Here is a 19,546-nt window from a genome sequence, read left to right as displayed (position 1 = left end):
AGCTCCCGTCACGAAGACACCACGACCCGGCCGGCCGGGACCATCACCGGTGGTTCGTTCCCTGCGAAGCAGGGGATGTACAACCCGGCGTTCGAGAAGGACGCCTGTGGACTGGCGATGGTCGCGACCCTGCGGGGCACGGCGGGCCACGACATCGTGGACCTCGCCCTGACCGCCCTGCGCAATCTCGAGCATCGCGGCGCCATCGGGTCGGATGCCGGCACCGGCGACGGTGCGGGGATCCTGACGCAGATGCCCGACGCGTTCCTGCGGGCCGTCGTCGAGTTCGATCTGCCCCCGGTGGGGGAGTACGCGGTGGGTCTGGCCTTCCTGCCGACCGATCACGACGAGCGCCTCGCGCAGAAGACCGCCATCGAGGAGATCGCCGCGACCGAGGGCCTGACGGTGCTCGGCTGGCGTGCGGTGCCGACCGCGGATGAGAACCTTGGCAAGCTCGCCTTCGATGCACGCCCCGCGTTCGAGCAGCTGTTCGTCTCGCGCCCCGCGGTGGGCGACGCGCCGGCGCTGTCGGGTATCGCGCTCGACCGCCGGACCTACCGGCTGCGCAAGCGGGCCCAGCACGAACTCGACGCCTACTTCGTCTCGCTCTCGAGCCGCACCCTCGGCTACAAGGGCATGGTCACGACCCTGCAGCTCGAGCCGTTCTACCCCGACCTGCAGGACGAGCGTTTCGCCACCGAGCTCGCCGTCGTGCACTCGCGGTATTCGACGAACACCTTCCCGTCGTGGCCCCTCGCGCAGCCGCTGCGGATGCTGGCGCACAACGGCGAGATCAACACCGTCAACGGCAACCGCAACTGGATGCGGGCGCGTCAGTCGCAGCTCGAATCGGAGCTGCTCGGCGACATCCGTCCTCTGCTGCCGATCTGCAGCCCGGGTCAGAGCGACTCGGCGTCGTTCGACGAGGTCCTCGAGCTGCTGACCCTCACCGGTCGCAGCCTGCCGCACGCCATCATGATGATGGTCCCCGAGGCCTACGAGAAGCAGGCCGACATCCCCGACGACCTGCGCGCCTTCTACGAGTACCACTCGATGCAGATGGAGCAGTGGGACGGGCCCGCAGCCCTCATCTTCACGGACGGCTCCCTCGTCGGCGCCACCCTCGACCGCAACGGCCTGCGCCCCGGCCGCTGGACCGAGACGACGGACGGGCTCGTCGTCATCGGCAGTGAGACCGGCGTCCTGGACTTCGCGCCCGAGCGCATCAAGCGTCGCGGTCGTCTGCAGCCCGGACGCATGTTCGTCGTCGACACCGCCCAGGGGCGCATCGTGGAGGACGAGGAGATCAAGCGCGACCTCGCCGCCCTTCACCCGTGGCAGGAGTGGCTCGACGAGGGCCGAGTCCGCCTGAAGGACCTGCCCGAGCGCGAACACATCGTGCACCCGATCGCCTCGATCACCCGGCGTCAGCGCACCTTCGGGTACACCGAGGAGGAGGTTCGCATCCTTCTGACCCCGATGGGGCAGACGGGCGCCGAACCCCTCGGCGCCATGGGATCGGACACTCCCATCGCGGTGCTCAGCGAACGCCCCCGTCTGCTCTTCGACTACTTCGTGCAGCAGTTCGCGCAGGTGACGAACCCTCCGCTCGACTCGATCCGCGAAGAGGTCGTCACCTCGCTCGGGCTCGGACTCGGTCCCGAGCGCAACCTGCTGGCGTCGGGTCCCGATCACACGCGCGTCATCACGCTCGACTTCCCGGTGATCGACAACGACGAGCTCGCGAAGCTGCAGAACATCGACCGCGCGCTGCCCGGCCGCCGGTCCATCACGATCCGCGGGCTCTACCGCGCCGACGACGACGCCGACTCGCTCCGCGCTCGTCTGGACGAGATCAACGCCGAAGTGGATGCCGCGATCGCCGACGGCGTCGAGTTCATCATCCTCAGCGACCGCGACTCGACGTCGGACCTCGTGCCGATCCCGTCCCTCCTGACGCTCTCCTCGGTGCACCACCACCTCATCCGCAACGAGAACCGGATGAAGGTCGGTCTCGTGGTCGAGGCCGGTGATGTGCGCGAGGTCCACCATGTCGCCACGCTGATCGGTTACGGCGCGTCCGCAGTGAACCCGTACCTCGCGATGGAGACGGTCGAGTACCTCGTCCGCGCCGGATACATCACCGGTGTCGAGCCCGAGAAGGCCGTCCGGAACCTGATCTACGCGCTCGGAAAGGGCGTGCTCAAGATCATGTCCAAGATGGGCATCTCGACGGTCTCCTCGTACGCGGGCGCGCAGGTGTTCGAGGCGGTCGGTCTGTCGCAGGAGTTCGTCGACACCTACTTCACCGGGACCGAGACCAAACTCGGCGGCATCGGGATCGAGGAGATCTCGCGTGAGAACCTCGCCCGGCACGAGTTCGCCTATCCCGCCGACCAGGCTGTCCGTGCACACGAGCGCCTCTGGACCGGCGGCGAGTACCAGTGGCGCCGTGACGGGTCGCCGCACCTCTTCAACCCCGACACGGTGTTCCGTCTGCAGCACGCGACGCGGACCCGCCGGTACGACATCTTCCGCGAGTACACGCATCTGATCGACGAGCAGGCGGCCGAGCTGAAGACGCTGCGCGGTCTCTTCCGGCTGAAGACCGGCGTCCGGCCGGCCGTCCCGATCGACGAGGTCGAGCCGGTGTCCTCGATCGTGAAGCGCTTCTCCACCGGCGCGATGAGCTACGGCTCGATCTCGAAGGAGGCGCACGAGACGCTCGCCATCGCGATGAACCGTCTGGGCGCGAAGTCCAACACGGGTGAGGGCGGCGAGGACGTCGACCGCCTGCTCGACCCCGAGCGTCGCAGCGCGATCAAGCAGGTCGCCTCTGGTCGGTTCGGCGTCACGAGCATGTACCTGACGCACGCGGACGACATCCAGATCAAGCTCGCCCAGGGCGCGAAGCCCGGCGAAGGCGGCCAGCTGCCGCCCGGCAAGGTCTACCCCTGGATCGCCCGCACGCGCGGCGGCACCCCAGGTGTCGGGCTCATCTCGCCGCCGCCGCACCACGACATCTACTCGATCGAAGACCTGAAGCAGCTCATCTTCGACCTCAAGCGTGCGAACCCGTCGGCTCGCGTGCACGTCAAGCTCGTGAGCCAGTCCGGCATCGGCGCGGTGGCGGCGGGTACCGCGAAGGCCTTGGCCGACGTCATCCTCGTCTCCGGTCACGACGGCGGCACGGGTGCGAGCCCCCTCAACTCGCTCAAGCACGCGGGCACGCCGTGGGAGCTCGGCCTCGCCGAGACGCAGCAGACGCTCATGATCAACGACATGCGCGGCCGTGTGGTCGTGCAGGCCGATGGTCAGCTGAAGACCGGGCGCGACGTCCTGATCGCCGCTCTGCTGGGAGCGGAGGAGTTCGGATTCGCGACGAGCGCACTCGTCGTGGAGGGCTGCATCATGATGCGCGTCTGCCACCTCGACACCTGCCCTGTCGGCGTCGCGACCCAGAACCCCGAGCTGCGCAAGCGGTTCACGGGCAAGGCGGAGCACGTCGTGAACTTCATGGAGTTCATCGCCCAGGAGGTGCGCGAGTACCTTGCGGAGCTCGGGTTCCGCTCGATCGATGAGGCTGTCGGACACACCGAGGTCCTCGACGTCCAGCCCGCCGTCGACCACTGGAAGGCGCACGGGCTCGACCTCTCGCCGATCCTCCGCGGCCCTGCGTTCTCCGACGACGCTCCCCGTCGTCGGGTGCACGAACAGGACCATGAGCTGGAGGAGCATTTCGACGTCGCCCTGCTCGACCGGGCGCGCGATGTCATCGAGCACGGTGGTCACCTCGTCATCGATCTGCCGGTGCGCAACACCGAGCGCGCCGTGGGCACGATGCTCGGCCACCACGTGACCAAGGCGCACGGCGAGAACGGCCTGCCGTCCGGGACGATCGAGATCAATCTGACCGGCTCCGCGGGGCAGTCGTTCGGCGCGTTCCTGCCGTCGGGCATCACGCTGCGCCTGGAGGGTGACTCGAACGACTACGTCGGCAAGGGTCTCTCGGGCGGCGAGATCGTCGTGCGACCGCCGCGCGACGCGGCCTTCGACGCATCGAAGAACGTCATCGCCGGCAACGTCATCGGCTATGGCGCGACGCGAGGATCGATGTTCCTGCGCGGAGTCGTCGGTGAGCGGTTCCTGGTCCGCAACTCCGGCGCGACCGCGGTCGTCGAGGGTGTCGGCGACCACGCACTCGAGTACATGACCGGCGGGCTCGCCGTCATCCTCGGGCCCACGGGGCGGAACCTCGGTGCGGGGATGTCGGGTGGTTCCGCCTACATCCACCGCCTCGACCGCGCGCTCATCAACCGCGAGGCCCTCGCCACCGGTGAGCTCGAGCTCCTGGAGCTCGGCGCGGGCGACGTCGAGATCCTCCGCGACCTGTTGACCCGGCACGTCGAGGAGACCGGCTCGGACCTCGCCGAGCGTCTGCTGGCGAACCTCGACACCGAGATCGCGAACTTCACGCGCGTCCTGCCGCGGGACTACGCGGCCGTCCTGAAAACCCGCCAGGAGGCGGCCGCCGAGGGGCTCGACCCCGACAGCGACGTCGTCTGGACCCGCATCCTGGAGGTGACCGGTGGCTGATCCCAAGGGCTTCCTCAAAGTCACCGAGCGCGAGCTGCCGCCGCGCCGGCCCGTTCCCGTCCGCATCATGGACTGGAAGGAGGTGTACGAGCAGGGCGACCAGGCCGTGCTCCGCCGTCAGGCCGGCCGCTGCATGGACTGCGGCGTACCGTTCTGCCACCAGGGCTGCCCTCTCGGCAACCTCATCCCGGAGTGGAACGACCTCACGTGGCGCGGCGAGGGCCGCGCGGCCATCGAGCGTCTGCACGCCACGAACAACTTCCCGGAGTTCACCGGGCGGCTGTGCCCTGCGCCGTGCGAGAGCTCCTGCGTCCTCGGCATCAATCAGCCTCCCGTCACGATCAAGCAGATCGAGGTCTCGACGATCGATGAGGCGTTCGCCAACGGGTGGGTCGAGGCGGAGCCCCCCGGGCGCCTCACCGGCAAGACGGTGGCCGTCGTCGGATCGGGACCAGCCGGTCTCGCCGCCGCACAGCAGCTGACACGTGCCGGTCACACCGTGGCCGTGTACGAGCGGGACGACCGCATCGGCGGCCTGCTGCGCTACGGCATCCCGGACTTCAAGATGGAGAAGCGTCACCTCGAGACGCGCCTGCGCCAGATGCGGGACGAAGGCACCCGCTTCCGCGCCGGCGTCGAGATCGGCAAGGACCTGTCGTGGGCGGATCTGCGCGCCCGTTACGACGCGGTCGTCGTCGCCACCGGCGCCACCGTGCCGCGCGACCTCGCCATCCCCGGTCGTGACCTGGACGGCGTGCACTTCGCGATGGAATACCTCGTCGAGTCGAACAAGGCGGTCGCGGGGGACCAGGTGCCGCACCAGATCCACGCCGAGGGCAAGCACGTCATCGTGATCGGCGGTGGCGACACCGGCGCCGACTGCATCGGCACCGCCCACCGCCAGGGCGCTCTCAGCGTCACGAACCTCGCCATCGGCAAGCAGCCGCCCGAGGCGCGCCCCGACCACCAGCCCTGGCCCATGATGCCGACGGTGTTCGAGGTCGCCTCTGCGCACGAAGAGGGGGGCGAGCGGGCGTACCTCGCGTCCACGGTCGAGTTCCTCGGGAACGAGGCGGGTGAGGTCCGGGCTCTGCGTGTCGCGGAGACCGAGTTCGTCGACGGCCGCCGCGTCCCCAAGAGCGGCACCGAGCGCGAGATCCCCGCCGACCTGGTGCTCATCGCCATGGGCTTCACCGGCCCCGAGCGTACGGCCCTCGAGCAGCAGCTCGGTGCCGTGTTCGATTCTCGCGGCAACGTCGAGCGGGCCGATGACTGGCAGTCGACCGCCCCCGGCGTGTTCGTCGCGGGGGATGCCGGCCGCGGCCAGTCCCTCATCGTCTGGGCGATCGCAGAGGGACGCGCCGCCGCTTCGGCGGTCGACGAATACCTCATGGGCTCGACCAGCCTGCCGGCGCCGGTCCGTCCGACCGACGTCGCGATCGGCCTTCAGCACGCCTAGGCTGGAACCGATCCCAGATCCCGATTCACTACCCGACGGAGCTATTTCTGTGAGACGCGCGAAGATCGTCGCCACGCTGGGTCCCGCCACCGAGAGCTATGAGATGGTCCGTGCCATCATCGACGCCGGTGTGGACGTGACCCGCTTCAACCTCAGCCACGGCGATTACGCCGATCACGACGCCCGACTGGCCAACGTTCGGAAGGCATCCGACGACGCCGGCCGCGCCGTCGCCGTCCTCGTCGACCTGCAGGGCCCGAAGATCCGGCTCGGCCGCTTCGCCGAGGGTCCCCACTTCCTCGCCGTGGGCGACGTCTTCAAGATCACCACCGAGGACATCCCGGGGACGAAGGAGATCGTCTCGACGACCTTCAAGGGCCTGCCGGAGGACGTGCGCGAGGGTGACTTCCTGCTGATCGACGACGGCAAGGTCCGCGTCCAGGTGACCGGTGTCGACGGTCCCGTCGTCACGACCGAGGTGATCGTCGCCGGCTACGTGTCCAACAACAAGGGCATCAACCTGCCGGGTGTCGCCGTCAACGTCCCCGCCCTCTCCGAGAAGGACGAGGCGGACCTCCGATGGGGTCTCCAGGCCGGTGCCGACATCATCGCGCTCTCGTTCGTGCGCAACGCCGCCGACGTCACACGGGTGCACGAGATCATGGCGGAGGAAGGCCGCAAGGTCCCCGTCATCGCCAAGATCGAGAAGCCCCAGGCGGTCGACGCGCTGGAGGAGATCATCGACGCCTTCGACGGCATCATGGTCGCCCGCGGCGACCTCGGCGTCGAACTGCCGCTCGAGGCGGTGCCCATCGTGCAGAAGCGCGCGGTGGAGCTCTGCCGTCGCATGGCCAAGCCCGTCATCGTCGCGACGCAGATGCTCGAGACCATGATCGAGAACCCCGTCCCGACCCGCGCCGAGACCAGTGACGTCGCCAACGCCGTCCTCGACGGTGCGGACGCCGTCATGCTCTCGGGTGAGACGAGCGTCGGCAAGCACCCGGTCGGCGTCGTCGAGACGATGGCGCGCATCATCGATGCCACCGAGACCCACGGGCTCGAGCGCATCTCGCCGCTGACGGCCAAGCCCCGCACGCAGGGTGGCATCATCACCCTCGCTGCCAACGAGGTGGCCGAGTTCGTCGAGGCGAAGTTCATCTGCCTCTTCACGGAGTCGGGCGACACCGCGCGCCGCATGTCGCGGCTGCGCCCCGGCATCCCGATGCTCGCGTTCACGATCGACCCCGCGATCCGCCGGCGCATGGCGATCACCTGGGGCGTGCAGTCGGCGCTCGTCGAGCACGTCGCGCACACCGACCTCATGTTCCTGCAGGTCGACGACTACTTCCTCTCGCGCGGTCTCCTCGAGGAAGGGGACAAGGTCGTGGTCATCTCCGGGTCCCCTCCGGGGATCATCGGGGCGACCAACGACATCCGCATCCACAAGATCGGTGACGCCGTGCACGGCAAGGCGCCGATCTACAAGGCGGAGAGCTGAGTCGCCATCCACGTCGCTGAAAGGGCGGGCATCCTCTGGGTGCCCGCCCTTTAGCACTCGCGGTCGCGCAGGGGAAGGTCCTGCCTCCCGAGGCGTCGCCCGGCGTACCGTCTCGGGGTATCCGACACGCGGCAACAGGAGGTCATCATGGGTTTCTTCGGGTTCTTGATTCTGGGTCTCATCGCCGGCGCCATCGCGAAGCTGATCCTTCCGGGCAAGCAGGGTGGCGGTTGGTTCGTCACGCTGATCCTGGGCGTCGTGGGCGCGCTGCTGGGCGGATGGCTCGGCAGCGTGCTGTTCAACGCGCCGCTCGAGGAGTTCTTCAGCATCCAGACGTGGCTGCTCGCCATCGGCGGCTCGCTCATCGTCCTGCTGATCTACGGTCTCATCGTCGGCCGTCGTCGCACGACCTGACCACCATCAGACGAAACGGCGCCCTCGCGGGGGCGCCGTTTCGTCGTGGTGCCGGTGGTGGGAGTCGAACCCACACGCCCTTTCGGGCAACCGAGTTTGAGTCGGTCGCGTCTGCCATTCCGCCACACCGGCGTGGGCCTCAACGACGATACCGCAGGATGAGGGTGCGCCCTGGCCTAGGATGGACGGGTGACTGAGCAGGAACCCTCCACCGCCCCCCAGGCAGCTCCGGCTCCCCGACGCGTCGTCGTCGCGGAGGATGAGTCGCTGATCCGCCTCGACATCGTCGAGATCCTGCGTGACAGCGGCTTCGATGTCGTCGGTGAGGCGGGCGACGGTGAGACCGCCGTCCAGCTGGCCACCGAGCTGCGTCCCGATCTCGTCATCATGGACGTGAAGATGCCGATCCTCGACGGCATCAGCGCCGCCGAGAAGCTCAGCAAGAACCACGTGGCCCCGGTCGTGCTCCTGACCGCCTTCAGCCAGAAGGAGCTCGTCGAGCGGGCGAGCGAGGCGGGCGCCCTTGCCTACGTCGTCAAGCCGTTCACACCGAACGACCTGCTGCCGGCGATCGAGATCGCCCTCGCACGCTACGAGCAGATCATCACGCTCGAGGCCGAGGTCGCCGACATGGTCGAGCGCTTCGAGACCCGCAAGCTCGTCGACCGCGCCAAGGGCCTCCTCAACGAGAAGATGGGCCTGTCCGAGCCCGAGGCCTTCCGCTGGATCCAGAAGGCCTCCATGGACCGCCGCCTGACCATGCAGGACGTCGCCAAGGCGATCATCGAGCAGCTCGCACCCAAGAAGTCCTGACGCGGTCTCCGTGATCGGCGAGCTCGATCTCCCGGTGGGCCTCGTCAGTCGCGCAAGAGAGGTCTGTCTGCGCCGCGCGACCGAGGATGACCTCGACGCGATCATGACGCTGCTCTCCGACGACCCCGTCAGCGCGGGCCGGGGCGATGTCGGTGCGCCCGACGACCGTGCACTTTACCTGCGAGGGCTGTGCCGCATCCTCGACGCCGAGGGAAACGACCTCGTCGTCGTGGAGCGCGAAGGGCGCGTGGTGGGCACGCTGCAGCTCACGGTCGTGCCGGGCATGGCGCGGCGGGGGAGCACCCGCCTCATGGTCGAGGCTGTCCGCGTCGCGGCGGCGGAGCGCTCCGCAGGCATCGGGGCGGCAGCGATGCGCTGGGTGATGGACATCGTGGCGCCGGCGGTCGGTGCCTCCCTCGTCCAGTTGACATCGGATGCCGCGCGCACCGACGCGCATAGGTTCTACACCCGGCTGGGGTTCGCCGATTCCCACGTCGGCTTCAAATACCGCGTGGCCGACTGACCGCCGGTCAGGATGCGGCCCGGTCGCGCACCATGTTCGTGATGCGCACCGTCGAGCACCGCCGGCCCTGATCGTCGGTGACGACGATCTCGTGGACCGTCAGGCTGCGACCGAGGTGCAGCGGCGTGCAGACGCCGGTCACCCAGCCCTCGGTCGCGGAACGGGTGTGGGTGGCGTTGATGTCGATGCCGACGGCGAGGCGCCCGTGTCCCGCGTGGAGGTTGGCGTGCATCGAGCCCAGCGACTCACCGAGGACGACGTAGGCACCGCCGTGGAGGAGTCCCACGGGTTGGGTGTTGCCGGCCACCGGCATCCGTGCGACTGCCCTCTCCAGGGTGAACTCCACGAGCTCGATGCCCATCTTCTCGGCGAGGGCGCCCAGTCCGCGTTCGGCAGCCCAGTCCAGGGCGTCGGCGGAGGGGAAAGTCTCGGGCATGGCTCAAACCTCGGCTTCGGGTGGCGCCGACCCGGCACCGCTGCAGGGGAGTCGATGTCGCACGCCCGAACTAGGCTGGCTGGGTGAGCGACTCCGCACAGCCTACTCTGCTCGTCGTCGACGGCCACTCGCTGGCCTACCGGGCGTTCTTCGCGCTGCCGGTCGACAACTTCTCGACCAAGGACGGCCAGCACACCAACGGCATCTACGGCTTCCTGTCGATGTTCGTGAACCTGGTCAAAGCCGAGCGTCCGACTCACCTGGCGGTGGCCTTCGACACGTCGCGGCAGTCGTTCCGCACCCGCGTCTACGAGGAGTACAAGGCGAACCGGTCCGAGTCGCCGGCAGAGTTCAAGGGGCAGATCCCGCTCCTCCAGGACTGCCTCGCGGCCATGGGTGTCCCTGTGCTGACGAAGGAGGACGTCGAAGCCGACGACATCCTCGCCACCCTCGCCGCGCAGGGTGTGGCGAGCGGCTTCCAGGTGCTCGTGTGCTCGGGCGACCGCGACACCATCCAGCTCGTCACCGACGACGTCACCCTCCTCTACCCGAGCGTCCAGGGTGTGTCGCAGCTGAAGCGCTACACCCCCGACGCGGTCGTCGAGAAGTACGGTCTCCCGCCGGAGAACTATCCCGACATCGCGGCCCTCGTCGGAGAGACCAGCGACAACCTGCCGGGTGTGCCGAAGGTCGGCGAGAAGACCGCCGTGAAATGGCTCACCCAGTTCGGCTCGCTCGACGCCCTGCTGGACCGCGCGGACGAGATCAAGGGAGTCGTCGGCGGCAACCTCCGCGAGCACCTCGACGACGTCCGACGCAACCGGCAGCTGAACGCCCTCCTGCGCGACGTCGAGCTCGACCTCACCCCGGAGGATCTGGCCGTCCAGCCGATGGACACGCAGGCGGTGCGCGACATCTTCGCCCGCCTCGAGTTCCGCACCCTTCTCCCTCGTGTCTTCGACGCCTTCGGGGCGGATGCCGAGCCGCCGGCGCCCGAGGTCGCTGCTCCCGAACCGCAGGAGACGGATGCCGCGACCCTCGCCGCGTGGCTGGCGGAGCAGACCGGGGAACTCGCCCTCACCGTGACCGTCGCCGGTGGGCTGCCGACCCGGATCGGGGTGGCGACGTCGGACGCCGTGCGCGAGACCGCGTGGGACGATGCGGCGCGCGTCGCGCTCGCGTCGTGGCTCGAGGGGGACGCGCCCAAGGTGATGACGGACGCGAAGCCGCAGGTGAAGGCGTTGCGTCGCGCCAGCGTGCGTCTGGGCGGGCTCTCCTTCGATGTGCTGCTCGCCGGGTGGCTGCTGCGCCCGAGCCTGCCCGACAAGAATCTCGCCGACCTCGTCGACCGCTACCTCGACGAGAAGCTTCCCGAGGCGGATCCGTCGCAGCTGGTGCCCGAGACCGAGGGAGCGACCCCCGGGCAGCTGGCATGGTTCTCCCTGCGCGTCGCCGCCGCCGAGCGGTCCGAGCTGCCGGCATCCGTCTCCGCCGTGCTCGCCGACATCGAGCTGCCCACTCTCGACGCCCTCGCCGACATGGAGCTCGCGGGCGTCTCGGTCTCGCGCGAGAAGCTGTCGGGCTTCTCGGGCGAGCTCGCGGCACGCGCCGACGCGATCGCGCAGGACGCGTACGCGATCATCGGGCGCGAGGTGAACCTCGGTTCGCCGAAGCAGTTGCAGGAGGTCCTGTTCGACCAGCTGGAGCTGCCGAAGACGCGCAAGACCAAGACGGGCTACTCGACGGATGCCGCCGTCCTCGCCGACCTGCAGGACACGAACCCGCATCCGTTCCTCGGACTCCTGCTGCAGCATCGTGAGGCGACCAAGCTGCGACAGATCATCGAGTCCCTCACGGTCGGCATCGCCGACGACGGTCGCATCCACACCACGTACGTCCAGACCGGAAGCCAGACGGGGCGCCTCTCCAGCACCGACCCGAACCTGCAGAACATCCCCATCCGCAACGAGGAGTCACGTCGGATCCGCGCCGCGTTCGAGGTCGGCGAAGGGTACGAGACCCTTCTCACCGCTGACTACTCGCAGATCGAGATGCGCATCATGGCGCACCTCTCAGGCGACCCCGGCCTCATCGAGGCGTTCAACTCCGGCGAGGACCTGCACCGCTTCGTCGGAGCGCGCGTCTTCGGTGTGGAGCCGTCCGAGGTGACGGCGCCCATGCGCACGAAGGTGAAGGCGATGTCCTACGGACTCGTCTACGGGCTGAGCGCGTTCGGGCTGTCGAAGCAGCTGCGCATCGAGCAGGCTGAGGCCAAGCAGCTCATGCTCGAGTACTTCGCCCGCTTCGGCGCGGTGCGCGACTACCTGCGCTCGTCCGTCGAACAGGCCCGGATCGACGGGTACACCGAGACGATCTTCGGGCGTCGACGGCCGTTCCCCGACCTGACGAGCCCGAACCGCGTCCTGCGCGAGAACGCCGAGCGCGCCGCGCTGAACGCCCCGATCCAGGGCAGCGCCGCTGACATCATGAAGATCGCCCTGGTCGAGATCCACCAGGATCTGCTCGATCAGGCCCTCGGTTCGCGCGTGCTGCTGCAGATCCATGACGAACTCGTGGTCGAAGTCGCGACGGGGGAGTGGGATGCCGTGGAGCAGATCGTCCGCACGCGGATGGGCGACGCTGCCGACCTGTCGGTGCCGCTCGAGGTGCAGATCGGCCGCGGTGGCGACTGGGACGAGGCCGCTCACTGACGCGGAGCGCGCGACGCTCTACGCTCGGAGGATGACCGACGCACAACGCACACCCACTCCGATCGACACGATCGCGGACCGCTGGGTGGACACTCTCGCCGAACTCTCGCCGGGCCTCGCGACCTACATCGGGCGCACGGAGCACAACGGGCGACTGGACGACTACTCGCCCGCCGGCCACGACCGCCTCGCCGCGGCGGCGGCGGACACGCTCCGGGCACTGGAAGCGGCAGAGACGGTCGACGACGTCGACGAGGTCACGAAGATGGACCTCTCTGCGGAGCTCGGTCTGCACCTGGACCTCCACGAGGTGAAGGCTCACCTGCGCGACCTCAACGTCATCGCCTCTCCCTCGCAGGACATCCGCGCCGTCTTCGACCTGATGCCCACCGACACCGTCGACGACTGGTCCGTCGTCGCCACCCGGCTCGCTGCGATTCCGGCCGCCCTCTCCGGCTACGTCGAGACACTCCGGCAGGGGATCTCCGAGGGAGTCGTCCCCGCGCGGCGGCAGGTGCGCGAGGTCGTGACGCAGATCGCGCGCTACACGAGCGACACCGGCTTCTTCGCGTCGTTCGTCGGCGAGGCGGCGCCCGCCGAAGGACACCTGCCCGCCTCCCTCGCGCGTGACCTGGCCGACAACGCCGGGGCGGCCCGGGTCGCCTACGATCAGCTCGCCGCGTTCCTGCGCGACGAGCTGGCGCCGACGGCGTCCGAGACCGACGCCGTCGGCCGCGAGCTCTACGAGCTGCACTCCCGCAGCTTCCTCGGTGCGACGATCGACCTCGACGAGACCTACGAGTGGGGGGTCGAGGAGCTCTCCCGGATGGTCGCCGAGCAGGAGGCGATCGCGAACGAGATCAAGGCCGGCGCCACCGTCGAAGAGGCCGTCGCCTTCCTCGAGCAGGACGAGAGCCGCAAGCTCCACGGGACCGAGGCGCTGCAGAAGTGGATGCAGGAGACCAGCGATCGCGCCGTCCAGGAGCTCGGCCGCACCCACTTCGACATCCCCGAGCCGATCCGCCGCCTCGAGTGCATGATCGCCCCGACGAACGAAGGCGGCATCTACTACACCGGGCCGACGGACGACTTCTCGCGACCCGGGCGCATGTGGTGGTCGGTCCCCGAGGGCGTCGACTCCTTCGACACCTGGCGGGAACTCACGACCGTCTACCACGAGGGTGTGCCCGGGCATCACCTGCAGATCGCCCAGGCCGTCTACAACCGGGCCGAGCTGAACTCGTGGCGTCGCCTGCTCGCGGGCTCGAGCGGTCACGCCGAGGGGTGGGCGCTCTACGCGGAGCGGCTGATGGCGGAGCTCGGGTATCTCGACGACCCGGCCGACCGCCTCGGGATGCTGGACGGTCAGCGAATGCGTGCTGCGCGTGTCGTCCTCGACATCGGAGTGCACCTCGGCAAGCCGCGGCTCGACGGCACCGGGATCTGGGATGCCGACTACGCGCTGGAGTTCATGCGCCGCAACGTCAACATGTCGGACGAGTTCATCCAGTTCGAGGTGAACCGCTACCTGGGGTGGCCGGGGCAGGCGCCGTCGTACAAGGTTGGTCAGCGCATCTGGGAGCAGATCCGCGACGAGGCCGCTCAGCGAGGCGGTGCGGACTTCGACATCAAGCAGTTCCACATGCGGGCGCTGCGGCTGGGCGGAGTCGGACTCGACACCCTGCGCGCCGCACTGCGCGAGGGCTGAGCGGGTCGAGGCTCGCTCGGACGTAACGGGGATGCCGGGAATACCCGGCATCCCCGTTATCGTTCATTCAGCTGAATGAAAGGGACGGACATGACCGCAGTGGAGCTCGGGCTCGACACCTTCGGGGACATCACGGTGGACGAGCACGGGGAGAGGGTGTCCAGCGCGCAGGCGATCCGGAACCTCCTCGCCCAGGCGACTCTCGCCGACCAGGTGGGCGTCGACTTCATCGGCGTGGGCGAGCACCATAGAGCCGAGTACGCGGTCTCCAGTCCCGAGATCGTCCTCTCCGCGATCGCCGCACGCACCGAGCGGATCCGGGTGGGCACGGCGGTCACGGTGCTCTCGAGCGACGATCCGGTGCGCGTGTACGAGCGATTCGCGACGCTTGCGGCGATCTCGGAGGGCCGGGCAGAGGTGATCCTCGGGCGCGGATCCTTCATCGAGTCCTTCCCGCTCTTCGGGTTCGACCTCTCCGACTACGAGACGCTCTTCGAGGAGCGCCTCGAGCTCTTCTCCCTGCTGCGTCAGGAGAAGCCCGTCACCTGGCAGGGGACCACCCGTCCCGCGCTGCAGGGGGCGGATGTCTTCCCGAAGACGGAGAACGGGATCCGCGCCTGGGTCGGCGTCGGCGGTTCGCCGGAGTCCGTCATCCGCACCGCGCGCTACGGGTACGGCCTCATGCTCGCGATCATCGGCGGTCCGGCGGCGCGATTCCGGCCCTACGTCGACCTGTACCACCGCGCGATCGGCGAGCTCGGCACCGAGGCGCAGCCCATCGGCATCCACTCACCCGGCCACATCGCCGACACCGATGAGCAGGCGTGGGAGGAGGCCTACCCGGGGTTCGAGGCGCAGAACAACACGATCGGGCGCGACCGCGGGTGGCCGCCGTACAGCCGGATGCGGTTCCAGCACGAGATCGGACCCGAGGGATCCATCTACGCGGGATCGCCCGAGACGGTCGCCCGGAAGATCGCCGACACGATCACGACCCTCGGCGCGGGGCGTTTCGACCTCAAGTACGCGAACGGCACGCTCGGGCACGACAAGCTCCTGCGTTCGGTCGAACTGTACGGAACGAAGGTCATCCCGCTCGTGCGCGAGATGCTCGGCGAGTGACCCGCGGAGGGCCGAGCGCCTCATACGATGCAGGGATGACCGCGACCCCGACGCGCACGCTGATCCAGCGACTCGACCGGCTGCCGTTCACGCGCACACACCTCCGGGTGCTGACCGGATCCGGCGCCGGATGGGCGCTCGACGCCATGGACGTCGGGCTCATCTCGTTCGTGATCGCCGCCCTCGTGAACGAGTGGCAGCTGACGACGGCGGAGACGTCGTGGATCGCGTCCGCGGGCTTCGCCGGCATGGCGATCGGCGCCACCGTCGGCGGGCTCCTGGCCGACCGGATCGGCCGGCGATCGGTCTTCGCCCTGACGCTGCTCGTGTACGGCGTCGCGACGGGCGCGAGCGCGCTCGCGGGCGGGCTCGTCGCCCTCATCGCGCTGCGGTTCCTCGTCGGACTGGGGCTCGGTGCCGAGCTGCCGGTGGCGAGCACGTACGTGAGCGAGTTCGCGCCGGCGCGGATGCGGGGGCGCATCATCGTCGTGCTCGAGGCCTTCTGGGCGGTCGGATGGACCGCATCCGCGCTCATCGGGTACCTCGTGATCCCCTCCGTTCCGGAGGGGTGGCGATGGGCGCTCGCGATCGGCGCGATCCCCGCCGTCTATGCGCTCGTCGTCCGCTGGGCCCTCCCCGAGTCGCCGCGCTGGCTCTCCTCCCGCGGACGTGTGACGGACGCCGACCGCGTGGTGACGGGGCTCGAGTCCTCGCCCGCCGTGTTCGGTCGCGTCGCTCCGTCGGTCGCGGAAGCACCCGACCCGGGGGTCGCTCCCGCCACGACCGTCGCGGCGCGCCTGCGGGGACTGTGGGCGCCCGCGGTCCGCGTCCGGACCGCGGCCCTCTGGGTGGTGTGGTTCTGCGTCAACTTCTCGTACTACGGCGCCTTCATCTGGATTCCGACGCTGCTCGTGTCGCAGGGGTTCGGCCTGGTGCGCAGCTTCGAGTTCACGCTCATCATCACGCTCGCGCAGGTGCCCGGATATGCGGTCGCCGCCTGGCTCATCGAGGTGTGGGGTCGCCGCGCGACCCTGTCCGTCTTCCTCGCGGGTTCGGCTGTCGCTGCGATCCTCTTCGGGCAGGCGACGTCCGTCCCCGCGATCCTCGCGACCGGGATGGCGCTGTCCTTCTTCAACCTCGGCGCGTGGGGTGCGCTGTACGCCGTGACCCCCGAGACGTATCCGACGTCGCTGCGCGCGACGGGAGCGGGATGGGCCGCCGGCGTCGGTCGCATCGCGTCGATCCTCGCGCCACCGGCTGTTCCCGCCCTGCAGGCCATGGGCGGCATCCCCGCGGTCTTCATCGTCCTGAGTGCCTTCTTCGCCGTGGCCGCGGCGGCGACGTGGGGTCTCGCCGAATCCCGCGGGCGGAGCCTCGCGGAGTGAGTGGCTCCTACGCTGGAGGGATGCCGCAGGACATCCGCTACGTCGCGATCGGGGATTCGTTCACGGAAGGCGTCGGCGATGAGCTGCCCGATGGGACCGTCCGCGGGTGGGCGGACCTCGTGGCGCAGGGATGGGCGGACTCACGCGGCGCCCCGATCTCGTACGCGAACCTCGCGATCCGCGGCAAGCTCATGCAGCCGATCGTGGAGGAGCAGCTGGAGCGAGCGCTCGCCCTGCACCCGACGCACCTCTCGTTCAACGGGGGCGGCAACGACATGCTGCGGCCCCGGACGCCCATCTCCCGCATCGCGGACGCGTTCACCCATGTCCTGCGCCGGTGCGACGAGGAGGGCGTGACGATGATCGTCCTCTCCGGTGCGAACCCCTCTGCGCAGCTGCCCCTGCCGCGACTGATCCAGCGGCGGGGCGACGAGCTGTCGCGGGCCGTGGTCGACCGCATCCGGGGGAGGGACGACCTCGTCGTCGCGCTGAACTGGCCGGACCGGGAGCTCTCTGACCCCTCGTTCTGGTCCGACGACCGGCTGCACATGAACTCCCGCGGGCACCACCGGGTGGCGGCGCGCGTGCTCGAGGCGCTGGGGGAGCGGGCCCCCGACGGATGGTGGCGGCTCGAGGAGGAGGACACTGCGGTCGCGCTCGGCCGTGGCCGCTACTTCCGCGAGCACCTCGGACCCTGGCTGCGGCGGCGTCTGACCGGCACCTCGTCCGGGGACGGGCGCGAGCCGAAGTTCGCCGACTGGATCCCCGTCGAGCCGCGCTGACCCCTGGATCGGCGTCCTGTCAAGAGGATCCAGGAATCTGGGAGGGTCCGGGATGATCGGAGCACACAGCCTAGAAAGGGAGTGTGCGCATGAGCATCGGAACCGGAATCGTGCTGTTCGTCATCGGGGCCATCCTGGTGTTCGCCGTCAATGTCGACGTCCAGTACGTCAACCTCGACATGATCGGCTACATCCTCATGGTCGCCGGCGCTGTCGTCTTCATCATCGGTCTCGTGCTGATGCTGCGGCGGCGTTCCAGCGAGTCGACCGTCCGAACGGTCGACCCTGTCGCGGGGGAGCGGGTCACCCGCTCCGAGACGCGCACGTCGGGAGACGGCACGTTCTGACACGCTGCAGGACCTCGAAGGCCCGTCTGTGAGACGGGCCTTCGTCGTGTGTGCCGTCAGCGACGAGGCCGACGGGGCGGATCCATTCCGATGTGGATGCGGGTGCGTCGACGCTCGATGCTGATGAACGTCGCTCCGAGGATCCACAGCGGGATCTGGACCAGGAAGGCGATGCGGAAGGCCTCGAGCCGGTAGGTGTCGGGCGTGCCGGCACCCTGGAGGTCGAGCACGAAGCCGATCGCGAAGATCGCCAGAAGCGCGGCGAGGAATCCCCCCGCATTCGTGACGCCGGTCGCGGTGCTGAGTCGATGCGACGGATTGTGCGTGCGGGCGTGGTCGAACGCGATCATGGAGGCGGGACCGCCCATCGCCAGGGCCACGAGGAGGATGATGAGCAGCCAGAGCGGCGCAGGACCCGGCCACACGATGACGGCCGACCAGGCGACGATCTGGAACCCGACCGCAGGGAGCACGAGCGCGCGGGAGCGGTGGAGCGGGGCGCGGCGCGAGAGCTCGCCCAGAACGGGGCCGAGGGCCATCCCGGCGAACACGTAGAGCGACGTGAGGGCGCCGGCCTCGGCGACCGTTCTCCCCTCGCCCGCCGTGAGATAAGGGAAGCCCCACAGCAGGATGAAGGCCGTCCCGGCGAAGGGCGTCGTGAAGTGCGACCAGAACGCGAGGCGTGTGCCGGGGTGAGCGAGCGCGGCGCGGATGCCGACGCCCGTGTCGATCGTCGAGGTGACGACGCGGATCGCGCCGGTGTCCGTGTCGACGCTCACATCGCGGACGCGGTCGGGCGGCCGGTTGCGGACGAGGGCGAAGACGAGGACCGCGAACAGGACGCACAGCCCGGCGATGCCGCCGAAGGTGACCGACCACGACGTGGCGTGCAGGATCGTGGCGATCGGGATGACGGCGACCAGCTGTCCCGCCTGCCCGAGGATTCCGGTCAGTTGCACCATCAACGGTCCGCGCTGGGCGGGGAACCAGGTGGCGACGAGACGGAGGACGGCCGGGAAGACGGCCGCGTCGCCGGCACCGAGGAGCATGCGCGCGACGATGGCGACACCCACGCTGGGGGAGAGGGCCATCGTCAGCTGGCCGACCGCCATGAGAAGCATGCCGATCGTCATGATCGGCCGAGAGCCGAATCTGTCGAGGAGGATCCCGACGGGGATCTGCATGCCGCCGTAGACCGCGAGCTGGACGACGGCGAAGAGCGACAGCGTCGCGGCGTCGGCCTGGAATCTGTCCGCGGCGTCGACGCCGACGGCAGCCAGGGACGTGCGATTGGTGACCGCGAGGACGTAGGCCGCCACGCCCGTGCCCCAGATGATCCACGCACGCACGCCCGGACCGGTTCCCCTCACCCCGCCCACGCTACTCTGCGGCGGGCGTACGCTGGCTCCACCCCACCCGGGCGAACGGAGGACGACATGAAGGCCACCATCGGCGACACGGTCATCGCAGAGGCGGATGACGACGAGATCATCCGCATCGAGGGGAACGCGTACTTCCCCCCGTCGTCCGTGAAGGAGGGGGCGCTGGTCGAGAGTCCCACCCCGTACACGTGTCCGTGGAAGGGAGAGTGCCAGTACTTCCACATCGAAGCCGGTTCGGAACGACTCGCCGACGGCGCGTGGTCCTACCCGAACCCGTACCCCTCCGCCTTCGAGAGGGTGGGGAAGGACTTCTCGGGCTACGTCGCGTTCTCGCCGGGGGTCACTGTCCGAGCCTGACGCGCCGTCGGCC

The 19,546-nt window shown here is 69.2% G+C and carries 15 protein-coding genes and 1 tRNA gene; 13 read left to right on the top strand and 3 right to left on the bottom strand.

The annotated features are described in order from the left end of the window. The first annotated feature begins 75 nt into the window (after window positions 1-75). The 4 genes from gltB (at window position 76) to AB0259_RS04850 (ending at window position 7,967) form a co-directional block, all read left to right on the top strand. A complete protein-coding gene (gene gltB / locus AB0259_RS04865) occupies window positions 76-4,596 on the top strand; it encodes a glutamate synthase large subunit (RefSeq protein ID WP_251581257.1) in 4,521 nt (1,506 codons plus the stop codon). Further along, the gene (locus AB0259_RS04860; protein ID WP_251580827.1) at window positions 4,589-6,055 is read left to right on the top strand and encodes a glutamate synthase subunit beta; all 1,467 of its coding nucleotides are present in this window, start codon (window positions 4,589-4,591) and stop codon (window positions 6,053-6,055) included. The genes gltB and AB0259_RS04860 overlap by 8 nt, the downstream gene beginning before the upstream one ends. Before the next feature lie 49 nt (window positions 6,056-6,104). Beyond that, window positions 6,105-7,553, top strand: a complete 1,449-nt coding sequence (pyk, locus tag AB0259_RS04855) for a pyruvate kinase (protein WP_251580829.1) — start codon at window positions 6,105-6,107, stop codon at window positions 7,551-7,553. Between the two features lie 147 nt (window positions 7,554-7,700). Next, window positions 7,701-7,967 carry a GlsB/YeaQ/YmgE family stress response membrane protein gene (locus AB0259_RS04850; RefSeq protein ID WP_064002043.1) on the top strand — a complete coding sequence of 89 codons (267 nt, stop codon included), beginning with the start codon at window positions 7,701-7,703 and terminating at the stop codon, window positions 7,965-7,967. A gap of 46 nt (window positions 7,968-8,013) precedes the next feature. On the opposite strand, the gene AB0259_RS04845 is transcribed toward AB0259_RS04850, so the two are convergent. Then, window positions 8,014-8,099 (bottom strand) — tRNA-Leu (locus AB0259_RS04845). A 57-nt stretch (window positions 8,100-8,156) separates the two neighbouring features. On the opposite strand from AB0259_RS04845, the gene AB0259_RS04840 reads away from it, so the two are divergent. Continuing rightward, complete coding sequence (locus tag AB0259_RS04840; protein ID WP_064002042.1) at window positions 8,157-8,780, top strand: response regulator; 624 nt, start codon at window positions 8,157-8,159, stop codon at window positions 8,778-8,780. A gap of 10 nt (window positions 8,781-8,790) precedes the next feature. Then, the gene (locus tag AB0259_RS04835; protein WP_366220339.1) at window positions 8,791-9,303 is read left to right on the top strand and encodes a GNAT family N-acetyltransferase; all 513 of its coding nucleotides are present in this window, start codon (window positions 8,791-8,793) and stop codon (window positions 9,301-9,303) included. A gap of 7 nt (window positions 9,304-9,310) precedes the next feature. On the opposite strand, the gene AB0259_RS04830 is transcribed toward AB0259_RS04835, so the two are convergent. Continuing rightward, a complete protein-coding gene (locus AB0259_RS04830; RefSeq protein ID WP_366220340.1) occupies window positions 9,311-9,739 on the bottom strand; it encodes a hotdog fold thioesterase in 429 nt (142 codons plus the stop codon). A gap of 83 nt (window positions 9,740-9,822) precedes the next feature. Here AB0259_RS04830 and polA point away from each other — a divergent pair, with 83 nt between their 5' ends. From polA to AB0259_RS04800, 6 genes are all read left to right on the top strand, one after another. Next, window positions 9,823-12,450 (top strand): DNA polymerase I, encoded by a 2,628-nt coding sequence (gene polA / locus AB0259_RS04825; RefSeq protein ID WP_366220341.1) that lies wholly within the window; start codon window positions 9,823-9,825, stop codon window positions 12,448-12,450. Between the two features lie 31 nt (window positions 12,451-12,481). Then, window positions 12,482-14,158, top strand: coding sequence for a DUF885 domain-containing protein (locus AB0259_RS04820; protein ID WP_251580837.1), 1,677 nt, complete (start codon window positions 12,482-12,484; stop codon window positions 14,156-14,158). Window positions 14,159-14,248: 90 nt separating this feature from the next. Then, window positions 14,249-15,280, top strand: coding sequence for an LLM class flavin-dependent oxidoreductase (locus AB0259_RS04815; protein ID WP_366220342.1), 1,032 nt, complete (start codon window positions 14,249-14,251; stop codon window positions 15,278-15,280). Between the two features lie 35 nt (window positions 15,281-15,315). Then, window positions 15,316-16,665, top strand: a complete 1,350-nt coding sequence (locus tag AB0259_RS04810) for an MFS transporter (protein ID WP_366220343.1) — start codon at window positions 15,316-15,318, stop codon at window positions 16,663-16,665. A 20-nt stretch (window positions 16,666-16,685) separates the two neighbouring features. Continuing rightward, window positions 16,686-17,447, top strand: a complete 762-nt coding sequence (locus AB0259_RS04805; protein WP_251580850.1) for an SGNH/GDSL hydrolase family protein — start codon at window positions 16,686-16,688, stop codon at window positions 17,445-17,447. Window positions 17,448-17,536: 89 nt separating this feature from the next. Then, window positions 17,537-17,794 carry a DUF6458 family protein gene (locus AB0259_RS04800; RefSeq protein ID WP_366220344.1) on the top strand — a complete coding sequence of 86 codons (258 nt, stop codon included), beginning with the start codon at window positions 17,537-17,539 and terminating at the stop codon, window positions 17,792-17,794. Window positions 17,795-17,850: 56 nt separating this feature from the next. Here AB0259_RS04800 and AB0259_RS04795 read toward each other — a convergent pair whose 3' ends face one another. Beyond that, window positions 17,851-19,164: an MFS transporter gene (locus tag AB0259_RS04795; protein WP_251580854.1), complete on the bottom strand. Its 1,314-nt coding sequence runs from the start codon at window positions 19,162-19,164 to the stop codon at window positions 17,851-17,853. 66 nt (window positions 19,165-19,230) lie between these two features. Here AB0259_RS04795 and AB0259_RS04790 point away from each other — a divergent pair, with 66 nt between their 5' ends. Further along, window positions 19,231-19,533 carry a DUF427 domain-containing protein gene (locus AB0259_RS04790; RefSeq protein WP_251580856.1) on the top strand — a complete coding sequence of 101 codons (303 nt, stop codon included), beginning with the start codon at window positions 19,231-19,233 and terminating at the stop codon, window positions 19,531-19,533. The last annotated feature ends 13 nt before the right edge of the window (window positions 19,534-19,546 follow it).

The organism is Microbacterium sp. NPDC080005 (assembly GCF_040702445.1).
Lineage (GTDB): Bacteria > Actinomycetota > Actinomycetes > Actinomycetales > Microbacteriaceae > Microbacterium > Microbacterium oleivorans_D.
The sequence above is the reverse complement of the archived record's forward strand: the minus strand, read 5'-3'. Positions and strand labels throughout refer to the sequence as shown.

What these genes read in the sequence shown, in the direction of transcription:
- gltB (WP_251581257.1), top strand. Translation starts at nt 76, where the DNA reads ATGTACAACCCGGCGTTCGAGAAGGACGCCTGTGGACTGGCGATGGTC.
- AB0259_RS04800 (WP_366220344.1), top strand. Translation starts at nt 17,537, where the DNA reads ATGAGCATCGGAACCGGAATCGTGCTGTTCGTCATCGGGGCCATCCTG.
- AB0259_RS04830 (WP_366220340.1), bottom strand. Translation starts at nt 9,739, where the DNA reads ATGCCCGAGACTTTCCCCTCCGCCGACGCCCTGGACTGGGCTGCCGAA.
- AB0259_RS04805 (WP_251580850.1), top strand. Translation starts at nt 16,686, where the DNA reads ATGCCGCAGGACATCCGCTACGTCGCGATCGGGGATTCGTTCACGGAA.
- AB0259_RS04810 (WP_366220343.1), top strand. Translation starts at nt 15,316, where the DNA reads ATGACCGCGACCCCGACGCGCACGCTGATCCAGCGACTCGACCGGCTG.
- AB0259_RS04820 (WP_251580837.1), top strand. Translation starts at nt 12,482, where the DNA reads ATGACCGACGCACAACGCACACCCACTCCGATCGACACGATCGCGGAC.
- AB0259_RS04815 (WP_366220342.1), top strand. Translation starts at nt 14,249, where the DNA reads ATGACCGCAGTGGAGCTCGGGCTCGACACCTTCGGGGACATCACGGTG.
- AB0259_RS04790 (WP_251580856.1), top strand. Translation starts at nt 19,231, where the DNA reads ATGAAGGCCACCATCGGCGACACGGTCATCGCAGAGGCGGATGACGAC.
- AB0259_RS04850 (WP_064002043.1), top strand. Translation starts at nt 7,701, where the DNA reads ATGGGTTTCTTCGGGTTCTTGATTCTGGGTCTCATCGCCGGCGCCATC.